17 protein-coding genes are annotated in these 15,777 nt (G+C 60.7%); 13 read left to right on the top strand and 4 right to left on the bottom strand.

Annotated elements, in window-relative coordinates:
* The first annotated feature begins 107 nt into the window (after window positions 1-107).
* The 12 genes from M989_RS22020 to M989_RS21965 all read left to right on the top strand — a co-directional run bounded on the left by M989_RS22020 (window position 108) and on the right by M989_RS21965 (window position 10,655).
* The gene (locus M989_RS22020; protein WP_064548945.1) at window positions 108-461 is read left to right on the top strand and encodes an ApeI family dehydratase; all 354 of its coding nucleotides are present in this window, start codon (window positions 108-110) and stop codon (window positions 459-461) included.
* A complete protein-coding gene (locus M989_RS22015) occupies window positions 452-2,143 on the top strand; it encodes a glycosyltransferase family 2 protein (protein WP_064548943.1) in 1,692 nt (563 codons plus the stop codon). The genes M989_RS22020 and M989_RS22015 overlap by 10 nt, the downstream gene beginning before the upstream one ends.
* A gap of 3 nt (window positions 2,144-2,146) precedes the next feature.
* Complete coding sequence (locus M989_RS22010; RefSeq protein ID WP_064548941.1) at window positions 2,147-2,569, top strand: acyl-CoA thioesterase; 423 nt, start codon at window positions 2,147-2,149, stop codon at window positions 2,567-2,569.
* Window positions 2,566-3,171: a LolA family protein gene (locus M989_RS22005; RefSeq protein ID WP_064548939.1), complete on the top strand. Its 606-nt coding sequence runs from the start codon at window positions 2,566-2,568 to the stop codon at window positions 3,169-3,171. The genes M989_RS22010 and M989_RS22005 overlap by 4 nt, the downstream gene beginning before the upstream one ends.
* Window positions 3,140-5,452, top strand: coding sequence for an MMPL family transporter (locus tag M989_RS22000; RefSeq protein ID WP_064548937.1), 2,313 nt, complete (start codon window positions 3,140-3,142; stop codon window positions 5,450-5,452). Before M989_RS22005 ends, M989_RS22000 begins: the two co-directional genes overlap by 32 nt.
* A gap of 2 nt (window positions 5,453-5,454) precedes the next feature.
* Entirely contained in the window at window positions 5,455-6,105 is a 651-nt protein-coding gene (locus tag M989_RS21995; protein ID WP_245191282.1) for a DUF3261 domain-containing protein, read from the top strand.
* A 1-nt stretch (window position 6,106) separates the two neighbouring features.
* Entirely contained in the window at window positions 6,107-7,276 is a 1,170-nt protein-coding gene (locus tag M989_RS21990) for a beta-ketoacyl-[acyl-carrier-protein] synthase family protein (RefSeq protein WP_064548935.1), read from the top strand.
* Window positions 7,273-7,749 (top strand): hotdog family protein, encoded by a 477-nt coding sequence (locus M989_RS21985; RefSeq protein ID WP_064548933.1) that lies wholly within the window; start codon window positions 7,273-7,275, stop codon window positions 7,747-7,749. Before M989_RS21990 ends, M989_RS21985 begins: the two co-directional genes overlap by 4 nt.
* Window positions 7,746-8,477: a 3-ketoacyl-ACP reductase FabG2 gene (locus M989_RS21980; protein ID WP_064548931.1), complete on the top strand. Its 732-nt coding sequence runs from the start codon at window positions 7,746-7,748 to the stop codon at window positions 8,475-8,477. Before M989_RS21985 ends, M989_RS21980 begins: the two co-directional genes overlap by 4 nt.
* On the top strand, window positions 8,474-9,703 hold the full coding sequence (locus tag M989_RS21975; protein WP_064548929.1) for a beta-ketoacyl-ACP synthase: 1,230 nt from the start codon (window positions 8,474-8,476) through the stop codon (window positions 9,701-9,703). The genes M989_RS21980 and M989_RS21975 overlap by 4 nt, the downstream gene beginning before the upstream one ends.
* 1 nt (window position 9,704) lies before the next feature.
* The gene (acpT, locus tag M989_RS21970; protein WP_064548927.1) at window positions 9,705-10,289 is read left to right on the top strand and encodes a 4'-phosphopantetheinyl transferase AcpT; all 585 of its coding nucleotides are present in this window, start codon (window positions 9,705-9,707) and stop codon (window positions 10,287-10,289) included.
* A 129-nt stretch (window positions 10,290-10,418) separates the two neighbouring features.
* Window positions 10,419-10,655, top strand: a complete 237-nt coding sequence (locus M989_RS21965) for a hypothetical protein (RefSeq protein ID WP_064548925.1) — start codon at window positions 10,419-10,421, stop codon at window positions 10,653-10,655.
* 49 nt (window positions 10,656-10,704) lie between these two features.
* Here M989_RS21965 and dsbG read toward each other — a convergent pair whose 3' ends face one another.
* From dsbG to M989_RS21945, 4 genes are read right to left on the bottom strand one after another with little or no spacing between them, the layout of a single operon-like run.
* Window positions 10,705-11,463: a thiol:disulfide interchange protein DsbG gene (dsbG, locus tag M989_RS21960; RefSeq protein ID WP_064548923.1), complete on the bottom strand. Its 759-nt coding sequence runs from the start codon at window positions 11,461-11,463 to the stop codon at window positions 10,705-10,707.
* A gap of 43 nt (window positions 11,464-11,506) precedes the next feature.
* Window positions 11,507-12,229 carry a DsbA family protein gene (locus M989_RS21955; RefSeq protein ID WP_064548921.1) on the bottom strand — a complete coding sequence of 241 codons (723 nt, stop codon included), beginning with the start codon at window positions 12,227-12,229 and terminating at the stop codon, window positions 11,507-11,509.
* A 3-nt stretch (window positions 12,230-12,232) separates the two neighbouring features.
* Entirely contained in the window at window positions 12,233-14,257 is a 2,025-nt protein-coding gene (locus tag M989_RS21950; RefSeq protein ID WP_064548919.1) for a protein-disulfide reductase DsbD family protein, read from the bottom strand.
* Window positions 14,258-14,304: 47 nt separating this feature from the next.
* Window positions 14,305-14,667 (bottom strand): hypothetical protein, encoded by a 363-nt coding sequence (locus tag M989_RS21945; RefSeq protein WP_064548917.1) that lies wholly within the window; start codon window positions 14,665-14,667, stop codon window positions 14,305-14,307.
* Between the two features lie 154 nt (window positions 14,668-14,821).
* Between M989_RS21945 and M989_RS21940 the strand changes: the two genes are divergently transcribed.
* Window positions 14,822-15,775, top strand: coding sequence for a hypothetical protein (locus tag M989_RS21940; protein ID WP_064548915.1), 954 nt, complete (start codon window positions 14,822-14,824; stop codon window positions 15,773-15,775).
* Window positions 15,776-15,777 lie beyond the last annotated feature (2 nt).

Genomic DNA, 15,777 nt, shown 5'->3' with positions numbered 1-15,777 from the left:
GCCCTGGCTGGAGCCGGTCGCCGTGCCGCGCTACTGGCGCGTGATTGATGAAATCCCGGTTAACAGTATGAATAAGCGTGTCGATGCGCAATTGCAGGAGTTATTGCATGAAACCCCGTGAAATTGAGCGCCATCAGGCACCGCCGCAGCAGCTTGAGATTGTGCTTACTCTCGATCCCGATCTTTGCTGGTTCCAGGGGCACTTTGCCATTCAGCCCCTGCTGCCCGGCGTGGCGCAGCTGGACTGGGTGATGCATTACGCCGCCGCAGAGCTGGCCCCCGGCTGGCGTTTTCACAGCCTGCAGAACGTGAAATTTCAGGCTCCGCTCCTGCCCTCCATGGTGGTCACGTTGACCCTGAAATGGCAGGAAGCGCGCGGGCTGCTGACGTTCAGCTACCTGCGCCACGACGGCGATGCGCGCCACACGGCCAGCAGCGGGAAAATTCGGCTATGTCGTTGACCTTTTCCCCCTGCGTGGTCATTCCCTGCTACAACCATGGCCCGATGATGGCGAGCGTGCTCGCACGCCTGCAGCCGTTTGGCCTGCCCTGCATCGTGGTCGACGACGGCAGCGATGCCGCCACCCGCGAAGCGCTGCAACAGCTGGCCGCGCAAACCGAGAACCTGACGCTGATTCGGCAGGCGGAAAACGCCGGTAAAGGCGCGGCGGTGCTCTGTGGGCTACAGGCGGCGGCAGCGGCGGGCTATAGCCATGCCGTCCAGCTGGATGCCGACGGCCAGCACGCGATTGAAGATATTCCCAAACTGCTGACGCTGGCGAAAGCACACCCGACGGCGCTGATTTCCGGGCAGCCGATATACGACGACTCCATTCCCCGCTCGCGCCGGTATGGCCGCTGGGTGACCCACGTCTGGGTATGGATTGAAACGCTGTCGCTGCAGCTGAAAGACAGCATGTGCGGTTTTCGCGTCTACCCGCTAGCCCCCACGCTCCAGCTCGCCCAACGCGTGACGCTTGGTCAGCGGATGGATTTTGATACCGAAGTGATGGTGCGGCTCTACTGGCAGGGCAACACCAGCTATTTTGTCCCGACCCGGGTGACCTATCCGCCGGACGGGCTTTCCCATTTCGATGCCTTCAAAGACAACCTGCGTATTTCATGGATGCACACGCGGCTGTTCCTTGGCATGCTGCCGCGCATCCCAAAGCTGCTATTTCGCCGCGCCTCGCCGCACTGGGCACGCCAGCAGGAGGTCAAAGGCTTATGGGGGATGCGCCTGATGTTGCAAGTGTGGCGCTTACTGGGACGAAAAGCCTTTACGCTGCTGCTCTACCCGGTAGTGGGCGTCTACTGGTTAACTGCACGGCGCGCTCGCCACGCTTCACAGCGCTGGGTAACGCGCGTGCGTGAACAGCTCACCGGGCGCGGCATGCCGGTGCCGAAAAACCTCACCAGCTATCAGCACTTCCTGCGTTTTGGCAACGCGATGCTCGATAAAATCGCCAGCTGGCGCGGCGAGCTGCAACCTGGCCGCGACGTGGTCTTCGCGCCCGGCGCACAAGCGACCTTAAACGGCGGCGAGGGGCGCGGCAAGCTGCTGCTGGTCTCGCATCTGGGCGATGTTGAAGTATGTCGCGCGCTGGCGCAGCGGGAGGGCAGCACGGTTATCAACGCGCTGGTGTTCAGCGATAACGCCCAGCGCTTTAAACAGATTATGCAGGAGATGGCCCCGCAGGCCGGGATTAACCTGCTGCCGGTGACCGATATTGGCCCGGACACCGCCATGCTGCTGCAGGAAAAACTGGACCGTGGCGAGTGGATCGCCATCGTCGGCGACCGCATTGCGGTCAGTCCGCAGCGCGGCGGCCAATGGCGCGTGTGCTGGAGCCGTTTTATGGGCCAGCTCGCGCCGTTCCCGCAGGGGCCGTTTATTCTCGCCGCCCTGCTGCGCTGCCCGGTCGAACTGCTGTTTGCGCTGCGCCAGCAGGGGCAGCTGCACATTCACTGTGAACCGTTTGCCGACCCGCTGCCGCTACCGCGTGCTAACCGCCAGCAGGCGCTTCAGCACGCCATCGACCGTTATGCCGAACGCCTCGAGCACTATGCGCTGCAGTCACCGCTCGACTGGTTTAACTTTTTTGATTTCTGCCAGCTGCCGGATCCGCAACACAAGGAGTAAAGGGTGCTAAACGATCCCCGTTTTACGGCTGAAGTTGAGCTGACCATTCCTTTTCACGACGTCGACATGATGGGCGTCGTATGGCACGGCAACTACTTCCGCTATTTCGAAATCGCCCGCGAAGCGCTGCTGAACCAGTTCAACTACGGCTATCGGCAGATGAAAGCCTCCGGCTACCTGTGGCCGGTGGTTGATACCCGCGTGAAGTACCGTCACCCGCTGACCTTCGAGCAGCGCATTCGCGTCCGTGCGCGCATTGGCGAGTTTGAGAACCGCCTGCGCATCAACTACGACATTTTCGATGCCGAAAGCGGCCAGCGCGCCACCAGCGGCTACACCATCCAGGTGGCGGTGGACGACGCCAGCGGCGAGATGTGCTTCGTCAGCCCGGATATTCTGTTTGAACGTATGGGGGTCACGCCATGAGATGGCTGCCGCTGCTGGCGCTATTGATAAGCCCGTTTGTCAGCGCGATGACGCTCGACACGCTGCAACAGCGCTTTACCGAACAGCCGGTGATTCGTGCGCACTTCGACCAGACCCGGACCATCAGGGATCTGCCGCAGCCGCTGCGATCCCAGGGGACGATGCTGATCGCCCGCGAGCAGGGGCTGCTGTGGGATCAAACCAGCCCGTTCCCGATGCAGCTCCTGCTCGATGACAAGCGAATGGTGCAGGCCATTAACGGCCAGCCGCCGCAGACCATCACCGCGGAAAACAACCCGCAGATGTTCCAGTTTAACCACCTGCTGCGCGCGCTGTTCCAGGCCGATCGCACCGTGCTTGAGCAAAACTTCCGCGTCGATTTTAAGGACCAGGGCGCAGGCCGCTGGACGTTACGCCTGACGCCAACCACCACGCCGCTGGATAAAATCTTCGCCACCATTGATTTGGCCGGTAAAGACTATCTGGAGCGCATTGCGCTAAACGATAAACAGGGCGATCGCACCGATATAGTCCTTTCTCAACACCAACTGACGCCCGCCCAACTGACCGATGACGAACGCCAGCGCTTTGCCGCCCCGTAAACGCCCGGCGCTGCTGTGGGCATTCTGCTGCCTGCTGATGCTGGCGGCGCTGCTGACGCTGCTGCCGAAAGCGCGGCTGAACAGCAGCGTGCTGGCTATGCTGCCGAAGCAGGCAATGGGCGCGATTCCGCCGAGCCTCAACGACGGGTTTATGCAGCGCCTCGACCGTCAGCTGGTCTGGCTGGTCAGCCCCGGCAAACAGGCCGACCCGCAGGTCGCCCGCGACTGGCTGGCGCTGCTGGAAAAATCGCAGATGCTGGCGGAAGTCAAAGGCCCGATGGATGCCGACAGCCAGCAAGCCTGGGGTGATTTTTTCTGGCAGCACCGTAACGGCCTGATTGACCCGGAGACCCGCGCGCGGCTACAAAACGGCGGCGCAGCGCAGGCGCAGTGGATCCTCTCCCAGCTCTATTCGGCCTTCTCCGGCGTAAGCGGCAAAGAGCTGCAAAACGATCCGCTGATGTTAATGCGCGGCTCGCAGTTGGCGATGGCGAAAAATGGCCAGCGGCTAAGGCTGATGAACGGCTGGCTGGTGACGCAGGATGGCGACGGACGCTACTGGTATCTGCTGCACGGCGAGCTGTCGGGTTCGTCGTTCGACATGCAGCGAACGCACCGGCTGGTAACCACGCTCGGCGCGCTGGAAAGCGAGCTGAAGGCCCGTCATCCGCAGGCACAGCTGCTGTCGCGCGGGACGGTGTTTTACAGCGACTACGCCAGTCAGCAGGCGAAGCAGGATATCTCAACGCTCGGTGTCGCAACGATACTCGGCGTACTGCTGCTGATCCTCCTCACCTTCCGCTCGCTGCGACCGCTGCTGCTGTGTCTGGTCTCCATCACCATCGGCGCGCTGGCGGGCACCGTGGTCACGCTGCTGGCGTTCGGTGAACTGCACCTGATGACGCTGGTGATGAGCATGAGCATTATCGGTATTTCTGCCGACTACACGCTCTACTACCTGACCGAGCGCATGGTGCATGGCGCGGAAGCCTCGCCGTGGCAAAGCCTCGCCAAAGTGCGTACTGCGCTGCTGCTGGCGCTGCTGACCACCGTGGCAGCGTACCTGATCATGATGCTCGCCCCCTTCCCCGCCATCCGGCAGATGTCGGTATTTGCGGCCGTCGGCCTTTCCGCTTCCTGTCTGACGGTGATTTTCTGGCATCCGTGGCTGTGTCGTGGTCTACCCGTACGCCCGGTTCCGGCACGGGGGTTGATGCTGCGCTGGTTGGCCGCATGGCGACGCAAGCGAAAACTGTCCGTCGGCCTGCCGGTAGCGCTGGCGATTTTCTCGCTGGCGGGCCTCGCCGCGTTGCGCGTCGATGACGATATCTCGCAGCTTCAGGCGCTACCGCAGCACATTCTGGCGCAGGAAAAAGCGATGACCGCGCTAACCGGACAGCCCGTCGATCAAAAATGGTTTGTGGTTTACGGCAGTTCTGCACAGCAAACGCTGGAACGGCTGGAAGGGTTTATTCCCGCGCTGGAGCAGGCGAAACAACGCGGCTGGATCAGCGGCTATCGCACGATTCCGCTGAATTCCCTCGCCCGGCAGCAGCAGGATCTTAAGGCGTTGAAAACCGCCGCGCCCGCCATCGCTCAGGCGCTCGCCAGCGCCGGGCTCACCACGGTGAATCCGGACCTTAAGCCCATGCCGGTGACGGTCGATCGCTGGCTGAGCAGCCCGGCCAGCGAAGGCTGGCGTCTGCTGTGGCTGACGTTGCCCAACGGTGAAAGCGGCGTGCTGATACCCGCTGAAGGGGTAAAAGCGAGCGCGGCGCTGGATGCGCTGAGTAAAAAACAGCCCGGCGTCGCGTGGCTGGATCGTAAGCACTCCTTTGACGCGCTGTTCGCGCTCTATCGCCATATTCTGACCGGCCTGCTGGGCGTGGCGCTGGCGGTAATTGCCTGCGGCGCAATCGCCCGCCTCGGCTGGCGGAAAGGGGCCATCAGCCTTGTCCCCTCACTGCTGTCATTAGGCTGCGGGCTGGCGGTGCTGGCGTTGAGCGGACATCCGCTGAACCTGTTCTCGCTGCTGGCGCTGGTGCTGGTGTTGGGGATCGGTATTAACTACACCCTATTTTTCAGCAACCCGCGCGGCACGCCGCTGACGTCGCTGCTGGCAATTACGCTGGCGATGCTGACCACCCTGCTGACGCTTGGTATGCTGGTCTTTAGCGCCACGCAGGCCATCAGCAGTTTCGGTATCGTGCTGGTGAGCGGCATTTTCACCGCCTTTCTGCTATCGCCGCTGGCGATGCCGACGAAAAGAGAGAAGAAATAACGATGATGACAGCGACCTTTTTTGCCGGATGGCGGCGTCGCCTTATCCGGCCTACAGCGTACCGCGACGCGTGTCGCCATCCGGCAATCCGCGCCCTTTTGCTGATAGGCACTCTGCTGCTGACCGCTTGCAGCCACACGCAACCGGCGCCATCCGCTCGCCCGCAGGCGTGGCTGGAGCCGGGTACTCGCGTGACCCTACCGACGCCGGGCATCTCTCCGGCGCTCCGTTCTCAGCAGTTGCTGACCGGCAGCTTCAACGGTCAGACCCAGTCGCTGCTGGTCATGCTGAACGCCGATGATAAAAAACTCACCCTCGCGGGGCTGTCGTCGGTCGGTATTCGTCTGTTTCTCGCCACCTACGACGAACACGGGCTGCACACCGAGCAGTCGATTGTTGCACCACAGCTGCCGCCCGCCAGCCAGGTACTGGCCGACGTGATGCTCAGCCACTGGCCCATCAGCGCCTGGCAGCCGCAGTTGCCCGCCGGCTGGACGTTGACCGACAGCGGCGATAAGCGCGAGCTGCGCAACACCCGTGGTAAGCTGGTGACCGAAATCACCTACCTCAACCGCCACGGCAAACGTGAGCCAATCAGCATTGCGCAGCACGTTTTTAAATACCACATCACCATTCAATATCTGGGTGACTGAGATGATCTACATTTCGGCAGTCGGCATGATCAATGCGCTGGGCAACACGCTCGATGAGATCGCCGCGAACCTGACGCGCGGCGTGGCCCCCGGCATGCGCCCAAGAACCGGCTGGCTTCAGGGACATCCAGAAGCCGTGCTGGGCGGCGTCGACGGCGAGCTGCCCGTTATTGCTGATACTTTTCATGACCACCGCTCGCGCAACAACCAGCTGCTGCTGGCCGCGCTGGCGCAGATTCAGCCGCAGGTGGATGCCGCCATCACGCGGTATGGCCATGAGCGGGTTGCCGTGGCGCTCGGGACCAGTACCTCCGGACTGGATGAGGGCGACGCGCACGTCAACCTGACCCTGAACGGCAAAGCCAGCACCGCGTGGCGCTATCCGCAGCAGGAGCTGGGCGACCCGTCGCGCTTTCTCAGCCACTGGTTAGCGCTCGACGGCCCGGCCTTTACCCTTTCAACCGCCTGCTCCTCCAGCGCTCGCGCGATCATCAGCGGACGTCGCCTGATTGAGGCCGGACTGGCGGACGTGGCGATTGTCGGCGGCGCGGATACCCTGAGCCGAATGCCGATTAACGGTTTCCACAGCCTGGAGTCGCTCTCCACCACGCGGTGCCAGCCGTTTGCTCAGGATCGTTGCGGCATCACCATCGGTGAAGGCGCGGCGTTGATGCTGCTGACGCGTGAACCGCAGCCTATCGCGCTGCTGGGCGTCGGCGAGTCGAGCGATGCTTACCATATTTCCGCGCCGCATCCGCAGGGAGAAGGCGCGATTCGCGCGATTCAGCAGGCGCTGGACGATGCGGGGATGGCCCCTGGCGATATCGGCTACATTAATCTGCACGGCACCGCGACGCCGCTAAACGATCGGATCGAATCTCACGTGGTGAACGCGCTGTTTGGCGAAGCGGTTCCCTGTAGTTCCACCAAGCACCTGACCGGCCACACGCTGGGTGCGGCAGGCATCACCGAGGCGGGGATAAGCATGTTGATATTACAAAGAAATCTACCGCTTCCTGCCCAGGACTTTAGCCTGTCGCCGCGCGACCCGGCGCTGGCGCCGTGCGGGATTATTACGCAGCCACAAACGCTGAAGCACCCGGTTATCCTGTCAAATTCGTTCGCGTTTGGCGGTAACAACGCCAGCATCCTGCTCGGGAGGGTTTCATGAGCCGCTATTTATCACCCGGCGACTATCTGCCGCACGACGCCCCCATGCTGCTGCTGGAAGAGGTGGTGAGCGTGACCGAGGAAACCGCCATTTGCCTCGTCGCCGTGACGCCCGACGGCGTGCTGAGTCCGTATCTCGATCCGCAAGGGAACCTCCCCGGCTGGTTTGCGCTGGAGCTGATGGCACAGACCGTCGGCGTGTGGTCCGGCTGGCATCGTCAGCAGAAAGGTCTGGAAGCGATGCCGCTGGGGATGGTGCTCGGCGCCCGTGAGCTGGTTTGCGCCGCGGGCGCGCTGCCGGGCGGAAAAACGCTTTCTGTCGCCATCAGCCGCCTGATGCAGGACGAACGTTTCGGCAGCTTTGAATGCACGATTGATGCAGGCGCGGAGCCGCTGGCATCGGGTCGTGTGAACACCTTCCAGCCGACGGCGGAAGAACTTCATTCTCTCTTTCAACAAGGAGCGTGCGCATGAGTCGTTCAGTTTTAGTGACCGGCGCCAGCAAGGGGATCGGGCGCGCCATCGCCCAAAAGCTGGCGGCGGAAGGTTTTGTCGTCGGCGTTCATTATCATCATGACGAGGCCGGCGCGCAGGATACATTGGAAGCGATTCACGCCCTTGGCGGCGCGGGGCGTCTGCTGCAGTTTGACGTTGCAAACCGTGCGCAGTGCCGCACGGTGCTGGAGCAGGATATTGCGGCGCACGGCGCATGGTACGGCGTGGTAAGCAATGCGGGTATAACGCGCGATGCCGCCTTCCCGGCGCTCAGCGATGACGACTGGGATGCGGTGATCCACACCAATCTCGACAGTTTCTACAACGTCATCCAGCCCTGCATCATGCCGATGATTAGCGCGCGCCAGGGAGGACGCATTATCACGCTCTCTTCCGTCTCTGGCGTGATGGGCAACCGGGGCCAGGTGAACTACAGCGCCGCCAAAGCGGGCATTATTGGCGCCACCAAAGCGCTGGCGATAGAGCTGGCAAAACGCAAAATCACCGTCAACTGCATTGCGCCGGGCCTTATCGATACCGGCATGCTGCAGATGGAAGAGACGGCGCTAAAAGAGGCCATGGCCGCTATCCCGATGAAACGCATGGGACAGGCGGACGAAGTGGCCGGGCTGGCCGCTTATCTGATGTCAGATATTGCCGGTTACGTGACTCGCCAGGTCATTTCCATTAATGGAGGGATGCTATGACGCGCCGCGTGGTGATTACCGGGATGGGCGGCGTCACCGCCTTTGGCGATAACTGGCAGGACGTTTCCACCCGGCTGCTGGCCTACGAAAACGCCGTACGGTATATGCCGGAATGGCAGGAATTCGACGGGCTGCAAACGCTGCTGGGCGCGCCGATAGAAGACTTCAGGCTGCCGGACCATTATACCCGTAAACGCATCCGCGCGATGGGCCGCGTATCGCTGCTGTCGACGCGGGCCACCGAGCTGGCGCTGGAGCAGGCGGGTTTGCTCGACGATAAGGTGCTGACTAATGGTGAAACCGGGATTGCCTATGGTTCCTCAACCGGCAGCACCGGCCCGATGAGCGAATTCGCCACCATGCTCACCGAGAAGCACACCAATAACATTACCGCCACCACCTACGTGCAGATGATGCCGCACACCACCGCCGTCAATACCGGCCTGTTCTTTGGCCTGCGCGGGCGGGTTATCCCCACCTCCAGCGCCTGTACCTCGGGCAGCCAGGCGATTGGCTACGCGTGGGAAGCCATCCGCCACGGTTACCAGACCGTGATGGTCGCGGGCGGCGCAGAGGAACTGTGCCCCTCAGAAGCGGCGGTCTTTGATACGTTGTTCGCCACCAGCCAGCGCAATGACCAACCGAAAACAACGCCCTCCCCGTTCGACGAGAAACGCGACGGTCTGGTGGTGGGTGAAGGTGCCGGAACGCTCATTCTTGAAGAACTGGAGCACGCAAAAGCGCGCGGCGCGACCATCTTCGGCGAGATCGTCGGCTTTGCCACCAACTGCGATGCCGCCCATATCACCCAACCCCAGCGCGAAACCATGCAAATCTGTATGGCGCAGTCGCTGAAAGTGGCAGGCTTAAGTCCGCAGGATATCGGCTATATTTCGGCCCACGGCACCGCAACAGACCGCGGCGATCTTGCCGAAAGCCAGGCAACAGCGGCCCTATTCGGTGACCACGTCCCCTTTTCCTCGTTGAAAGGCTATTTTGGTCACACCCTCGGCGCCTGTGGCGCGCTGGAGGCCTGGATGAGTCTGCAGATGATGCGAGAAGGCTGGTTTGCGCCCACGCTCAACCTGCGGCATCCGGATGAAAACTGCGGTGCGCTGGACTACATCATGGAAAAGGCCCGCCGAGTGGATTGCGAGTTCCTGCAGAGTAATAACTTTGCCTTCGGCGGCATCAACACCTCGATGATTATTCAACGCTGGCCCTGAAATGTACCGGCTTTATCTGGGGAACGTTCCGGCCTTAAGCGCCATTCCGCTCGCTGCCGAAGTTATGTCGGCGGCACCGCAGGGCGCAAGACGCGCCGCCTGGCTGGCGGGTCGGGCGCTGCTTTGCTACGTCTGCTCGCCGCTGCCGGAGATTATCTATGGCGAACAAGGGAAACCGGCGTTTGGGGGCGAGCAGCCGCTGTGGTTCAACCTGAGCCACAGCGGCGACAACATCGCCCTGCTACTCAGCGATGAAGGAGAAGTGGGCTGCGATATCGAGGTTATCCGCCCGCGCCCGCGATGGCCATCGCTGGTGAGTGCGTTTTACAGCGCCGGCGAACAGGCGGAAATTACCGCCGAACGCCCGGAACACCAGCTTGCCGCCTTCTGGCGCATCTGGACGCAAAAAGAGGCTATCGTGAAACAGCGCGGCGGCGGCGTATGGCAGATGGCCGACATCGACAGTACGCAGCCTACGACGCATTTTATTGCTCATTGCCAGCAAAATGCGCTCAGTCTGGCCGTCTGTACGCCAACACCGCTCAACATTCAGGACATAATTGTCGACATCAGCCCACAACGTTGATTTTGGTCAACTCCACGTCTACGCATAAGCTGCATTTTATGCGCACTTTATATTTACAGGGTGAATAGTTCATTGGTATTACGACTCGAACAAATGTTTGTCCGGCCCGCAAGCCTGTGGGGTTGGCTGATGTGCAACGCGCTTAACGGCATTGCTATCGTGCTCTGTTTTAGCGCCGTCAGCGCCTGTGTTGGCATCCGGGAATCGGTATGGCATATCGTCGTCACGCTGGCGATTATTGTCTCCACCTTTTACAGCGCCAACTATTTCTCCGCGCTGGAATCTCGCAACGACAAGCGGCGCTATTTTTTGTTAGCCTGGGTCATCGTGACCGTGTTACTGAATTTTATCCACGTCTGGGGCTAAATGGGCGCCGGAGGGGTCACCCCCGCCCCAGCGCGCACGTTGCTATGACTTAGGGGCGTGGGCCGAACATGTCAATCAGCTGCTTTTCATCCGGCATGCCGACTACCTGCTGCAGCTCATTTTTATCATTCATATAATAAATGGCCGGTGTCGCGCTCGCCCCCAGATCGTCCATCAGCTTCTGGTGCTGCTGGAGCAAATTGAAGGTTTCACGCGGCGTGGTCCCCGTAAACGGCGGCAGCTTTTTGCCGCCAGAGAGCTCGTACTCCCGCCAGGCCGCCACCGGATCATCGGCGTTCAGAATGGCCGTGGCGTTACGACCGCTTTGTGGGTTAAGGAACGCCACCAACAGCGTATTGAGCTGCACTTTGCCCGCCGCCACCCAGGGCTGGGCCGCCGACCAGAACGTTTTGCAATACGGACAGAACGGATCGGCGAAGACCACCACCTTGCGTTCCGCCGTATCGGCCCCCTCTTTCAGCGCGTGGGCGCTGTTCAGCTTTTGCCACATCTCCCGGCCCATCGGGATATAAATTTCGCTTTTGAAATAGTCTTCACTCAGGTTTTTACCTTTATCGTCATAAAGGTAGCCGGACACCACGTGCTGGCCATCGGGGGTCAGAAACAGCGTCACGCCCATATCCTGATACTGACCAACCCAGCTTTTCATGCCGCCGGGGGCGTCTATTTCTTTGACTATCGTGATGTTCTGCTGCTCGCTAAAGCGCTTCACAATGTCGGGAAGCGGCGCATTGGCAAAGGCGAGCGTCGGCATTAAGGATAACGCCATCAGCGCGATCGGTTTCATCGTTGTCTCTCCTTAACGCGGGGGAGTTCCCCCGCGAGTCAATTTACTGTTTTTTCAGCGCTTCGCTGACCATTGCGTCAAATTGTTCATACGGGATCCAGCCCGACAGCAGCTCGCCGCCAATCAGCGTGGCGGGCGTGCCCTGAATACCCAGCTGCTGCGCAACCGCCAGGCTTTTTTTCAGCGTTTCCAGGCTTTGCTCATCGGGCTTCTCCACCACCACTGCGGCTTTATTTTTCGCTTCAGCAATACTGGCATCATCGTGATAGCCCTTTCTCGCCATCAGGATATCGTTGAAGCGGAGGAACTGCTCAGGATGCGTACGCCACACGGTTAGCGCTTCTCGCGCCGACGTGACCGAACTTTCTGCGCGGTAAGGCAGAAACTTAAACACCACCGCCACGTCGGGGTATTTCGCCACGATCTTTGCCAGATACGGGTCAAATTTCTTGCAGTAAGGGCAGTTGTAGTCGGTAAACACCACCAGCGTCAACCGGGGATGCGCCGCCCCCATGCGCGGAGAGTTTGGGTCATTGAAGAGAAAGTCCTGGTGTTGCTTAAGGACCGTCTGCAACTGCTCGCGATCGGCCTGCGCGCTCTGCTGGTCGAGCTTTTCCGCCGCCGCGGCGAGGATTTCAGGATGGTTAAGCAGCGTCTCCTGCACCAGTTCCTGGACGCGCGCTTCCTGTGCGGGCGTCAGCGGCGGCGCGGCGAAGGCACGCAGTGAAGCAAGGATCAGCAAGCCAAAAATCAGCGTTTTTTTCATGGGTTATTCACCTTTAACAGGGTTCAGAGCGGTCAACAGGGTCTTTTTGTCCAGCAGCGGCGGGAGGATCTCGCCGACGGCTTGCCCCGGCCCGTAGACTTCATTGAAGGGGATGGCAAAGCGGTTACGTTTTTGCAGGAAAGCAGCGATGGCATCAGAGGGTTGGCTCCAGTCACCGCGTAGGGCCACCACATCAGGCGCATTCAGCGCGGCGATAATCTCCGGCTGATTTAATACCCGTATTTCATTCACTTTGCAGGTCACGCACCAGTCTGCCGAGATATCGACAAAAACCCGCTTCCCGTCCGCGACGGCCTGCGCTATTGCCGCTTCGCTCAAGGGTTGCCAGCGGATCGCCGTTTCGGTCCTGGGCGCAGGCGAAGCCTGGAGGAGCCCATGCAGCTGGTAGCCGCCGAACGCCGCCAGCAAAACCAGTACGACAAAGAAGCTCACACCCCGGCGTTTGGCGACGGAGATAAAAGCAAACAGCGCCAGCAGCGTGAGCGTCAGCACGATAACCCCGCTAATTCTGTCGCCGATGTGCTGGGCAAGCAGCGTCGCCAGCCAAAGGCTGGAGGCCAGCATCATCAGCGCGAGCAGCGTTTTCACCCCGTTCATCCAGCGGCCTGGACGCGGCAGCAGCAGGGCGATTTTCGGCACCAGCGCCACCAGCAGCCACGGGAGGGCCATACCGATTCCGAGCGCGATAAAAATAAGCCACAGCGTCGTCAGCGGTGCGCCCAGCGCAAAGGCGACGGCGGTACCGAGAAACGGCGCCGAACACGGCGTCGCCAGCAGCGTGGCAAAGACCCCTTCAAAGAAGCTGCCCAGCGTACCGTTGCCCCCTGCCGTCGCCATTCTGCCCACCATCGTCGATGGCAGCAGCACGTTGAACACGCCGAACAGATTGAGCGCAAACACAAAGGTGACGGCCACCATCAGGCCGATAAACCACGGGTTCTGGAACTGAATACCCCAGCCCAGCGCCGCCCCGGTCAGCTTCAGCGCAGAGACCATCGCCGCCAGTAGCGCAAAGGAGAACAGGATCCCCGCGCTGGTCGCCAGAAAGCGCAGCCGGATCTTGCGCCTGTCCGTACCCGCATGCAGCACCGCGCTAAGCTTCATCCCCAGCACCGGCAGCACGCAGGGCATCAGATTGAGGATAAGACCACCGAGCAGCGCAAACAGCAGCATCTGGCTCAGGCCGGTCGCCGGGTCATCGTGCAATGCAGCGCTATCAGGGCCGACCGTGAGGGTCGTTTGCTGCGCCCGGTCATGATTGGTGAGCACAAAGGAGAGCGTTTTCCCCGCCAGCGTCGTGGGGACGTCACCCCATTCGTCGGTAACCGGTACGGTCACGGTCAACGCTTTGCCGCGCGTTTGCACCTGGGGCTCACCGGGCAGAATGCCCCCGTCCAGCGGGTCGAAATAGATTTCGGGCGAGCGCCATTCGTCCGGCGTTGTCCCGGTAATCACCAGCTGCTTCCCTGCCAGATGTGCGGAGAGATCGGCGGAAACGCCGCTGCTGGCCGGAATCGTCCGCATCGCCTGTTCGAAGTCGTCCCGGAAGGTTTCATCGGTGGGATGATTAAGATTAAGCTGCAGCGGGTAGTCTGTTAACAAGCAGACGTTGCTACAGGTGGACAGCGTGAGCGTTCCAGCCAGCGTATCCCCGAGGTTACCGGTGATGATCATCGGAATCGCCACCCGTCGGTGGTAGCCCTGCGTGGTCAGCCCGGAAATGTCAAAGCGCGACGGCACCGGCCAGTACCACTGCGCCTTCTCGCCGTTCTGCCAGACGATCTCGGGCGCAACGCCCCCTTCCCCCGGTGAACGCCAGTAGGTTTTCCAGCCGGACTGGAGTTCAACGGTCAGCAGGCCGTACACTCGGCCCTCGCCTCTTTCGGCCTGGAAACGAATGCGGGCGTGATCGTTTTGCGGGGAGGTTAACCACCCGCTATCCGCTGCGTGGGCGATACCCGCGCAGCTGAGCAACAGGAGGAAGAGTCCCCTGAAGATATTCAACATGTCTTTTCTCCGTAAATAAAAAATTAAATCGCTAAGACGGCGATGTTTTATTCACGGAAAACGCAGTTTTTGAGGTGTATTCGTAAGGTTGGCGGCCGTCGGGGCACGTCGCGAAAGACAAACGCGCGCACTTCGACAAACAGCGGCATCAGGGCCAGGAAGAGAATAACGGCGGGCAGCGCGCCGTCAAAGAACATCGGCTGGGCGCACAGCAGCGAGCTGGCGCTCAGCTGACACGGCGACGGGCCGAGCTCCGCTTCCGGCGTCGCCGGGCTGGAGAAGACCTGAACCGGGTTGCTGGCCTGCTCAAGAAAATGGTGCAGATAAACAGCCCGTTGGACCAGGCAGATAGCCATCGCCAGACAGGTCATCATCAACAGCCATTTTGCTACCAGCGGACGATTATGCATTATTCACCGAATCAATCAGGACCGACGAATCATAAACAATACTCAATGATCCGCAAGGGTGTGAGTGTAAGGTTTTGTCTGCTCCGCCGCTGCGCTGAGGAAGAAATCCTGCTCTATAGTTAATCTAACTTCTCTGGTTGAGGCTGCTCGCACCATGATTGCAGCATATCCCGGCATCACCCTACTCCTGCTAACCTCGCTGGCATTCAGCCCGAATGCCGTGGCGGCGGAGGGCCAGCGGATCAAGCAGCGCGCCGACGCGGTGCTGACCTTAATGAGCTTTATGATCGTACCGGATATCACCGCCAGCGATCTCAATATTGGCTCCGGTTCCGATGATAAAACCGAGCTCTCCATTACCCAGTTTGGCGGCGGCGCAACCATGGGGGAGTCCTTTCCGTTGTACCTGGAGGGCGCAATGGGCTACAGCCGTTATGATCCGCAGTTTGTTATCAGCGACGGCGACCAGAGTCGACGTATTCCTACCAAATGGAACAGCCTGACCACTACGGGCGGTATCGGTTGGGATTTTAACCTGCACCGCGACCGCTGGGGCGGCAATCTGGTGCTGCGTCCCATCGCCAACGTCATGCTCGGCACCATGGCCAGCGATCTGCGCGTGGGTGCCTGGGCGCTGGAGCGGCACAAAAACGCCGATTACGATTTCCTCGACGGCGGCCGACTCAATGCGTACGGGCTGGGCGGTTCGTTGATGCTCGACTATGAGCTTATCTCCCCTGCGCAGGACATCGATGTCGAGCTGCGCTACACAGGTATGAATCTGCAAACCTTTGGCAGCACCTCTCGTGCCGTGGAGGGAAGCGCCACGGCGCAAAACCTCGGGCTTTATCTGCGCCGTCGTGCGCCATTGTTCGACTGGACGCTGCTAAAAAGCCCGGTACGCTACGTACTGGAGGGCGCGCACACCGAGTACCTCGGCGAGCAGCGCGGTAAGCTCGGCTTCGATAGCCTGAGCTCGGTAGGGCTGGGCATTGAAATGGACAGCAGCAAGTACCCGGTCTTTATCACCCGTACGCGGCTGGTGGCGCGCTATATGTTTGGCAACGGCACAAGCGGCTACGGCGTGGGGCTGGCAATGAGCTTTTAATG

The sequence above is a fragment of the Kluyvera georgiana ATCC 51603 genome (assembly GCF_001654985.1).
In the GTDB taxonomy this organism is placed as follows: domain Bacteria; phylum Pseudomonadota; class Gammaproteobacteria; order Enterobacterales; family Enterobacteriaceae; genus Kluyvera; species Kluyvera georgiana.
Note: the sequence above shows the minus strand (reverse complement) of the source record. Positions and strands in the feature narration are given on the sequence as shown.

Excerpts from the sequence above, each read along its gene's own strand:
- M989_RS22020 (WP_064548945.1), top strand. The coding sequence starts at position 108 with ATGAAACCCCGTGAAATTGAGCGCCATCAGGCACCGCCGCAGCAGCTT.
- M989_RS22015 (WP_064548943.1), top strand. The coding sequence starts at position 452 with ATGTCGTTGACCTTTTCCCCCTGCGTGGTCATTCCCTGCTACAACCAT.
- M989_RS22005 (WP_064548939.1), top strand. The coding sequence starts at position 2,566 with ATGAGATGGCTGCCGCTGCTGGCGCTATTGATAAGCCCGTTTGTCAGC.
- M989_RS22000 (WP_064548937.1), top strand. The coding sequence starts at position 3,140 with ATGACGAACGCCAGCGCTTTGCCGCCCCGTAAACGCCCGGCGCTGCTG.
- M989_RS21995 (WP_245191282.1), top strand. The coding sequence starts at position 5,455 with ATGATGACAGCGACCTTTTTTGCCGGATGGCGGCGTCGCCTTATCCGG.
- M989_RS21990 (WP_064548935.1), top strand. The coding sequence starts at position 6,107 with ATGATCTACATTTCGGCAGTCGGCATGATCAATGCGCTGGGCAACACG.
- M989_RS21985 (WP_064548933.1), top strand. The coding sequence starts at position 7,273 with ATGAGCCGCTATTTATCACCCGGCGACTATCTGCCGCACGACGCCCCC.
- M989_RS21980 (WP_064548931.1), top strand. The coding sequence starts at position 7,746 with ATGAGTCGTTCAGTTTTAGTGACCGGCGCCAGCAAGGGGATCGGGCGC.
- M989_RS21975 (WP_064548929.1), top strand. The coding sequence starts at position 8,474 with ATGACGCGCCGCGTGGTGATTACCGGGATGGGCGGCGTCACCGCCTTT.
- acpT (WP_064548927.1), top strand. The coding sequence starts at position 9,705 with ATGTACCGGCTTTATCTGGGGAACGTTCCGGCCTTAAGCGCCATTCCG.
- M989_RS21965 (WP_064548925.1), top strand. The coding sequence starts at position 10,419 with ATGTGCAACGCGCTTAACGGCATTGCTATCGTGCTCTGTTTTAGCGCC.
- dsbG (WP_064548923.1), bottom strand. The coding sequence starts at position 11,463 with ATGAAACCGATCGCGCTGATGGCGTTATCCTTAATGCCGACGCTCGCC.
- M989_RS21955 (WP_064548921.1), bottom strand. The coding sequence starts at position 12,229 with ATGAAAAAAACGCTGATTTTTGGCTTGCTGATCCTTGCTTCACTGCGT.
- M989_RS21950 (WP_064548919.1), bottom strand. The coding sequence starts at position 14,257 with ATGTTGAATATCTTCAGGGGACTCTTCCTCCTGTTGCTCAGCTGCGCG.
- M989_RS21945 (WP_064548917.1), bottom strand. The coding sequence starts at position 14,667 with ATGCATAATCGTCCGCTGGTAGCAAAATGGCTGTTGATGATGACCTGT.
- M989_RS21940 (WP_064548915.1), top strand. The coding sequence starts at position 14,822 with ATGATTGCAGCATATCCCGGCATCACCCTACTCCTGCTAACCTCGCTG.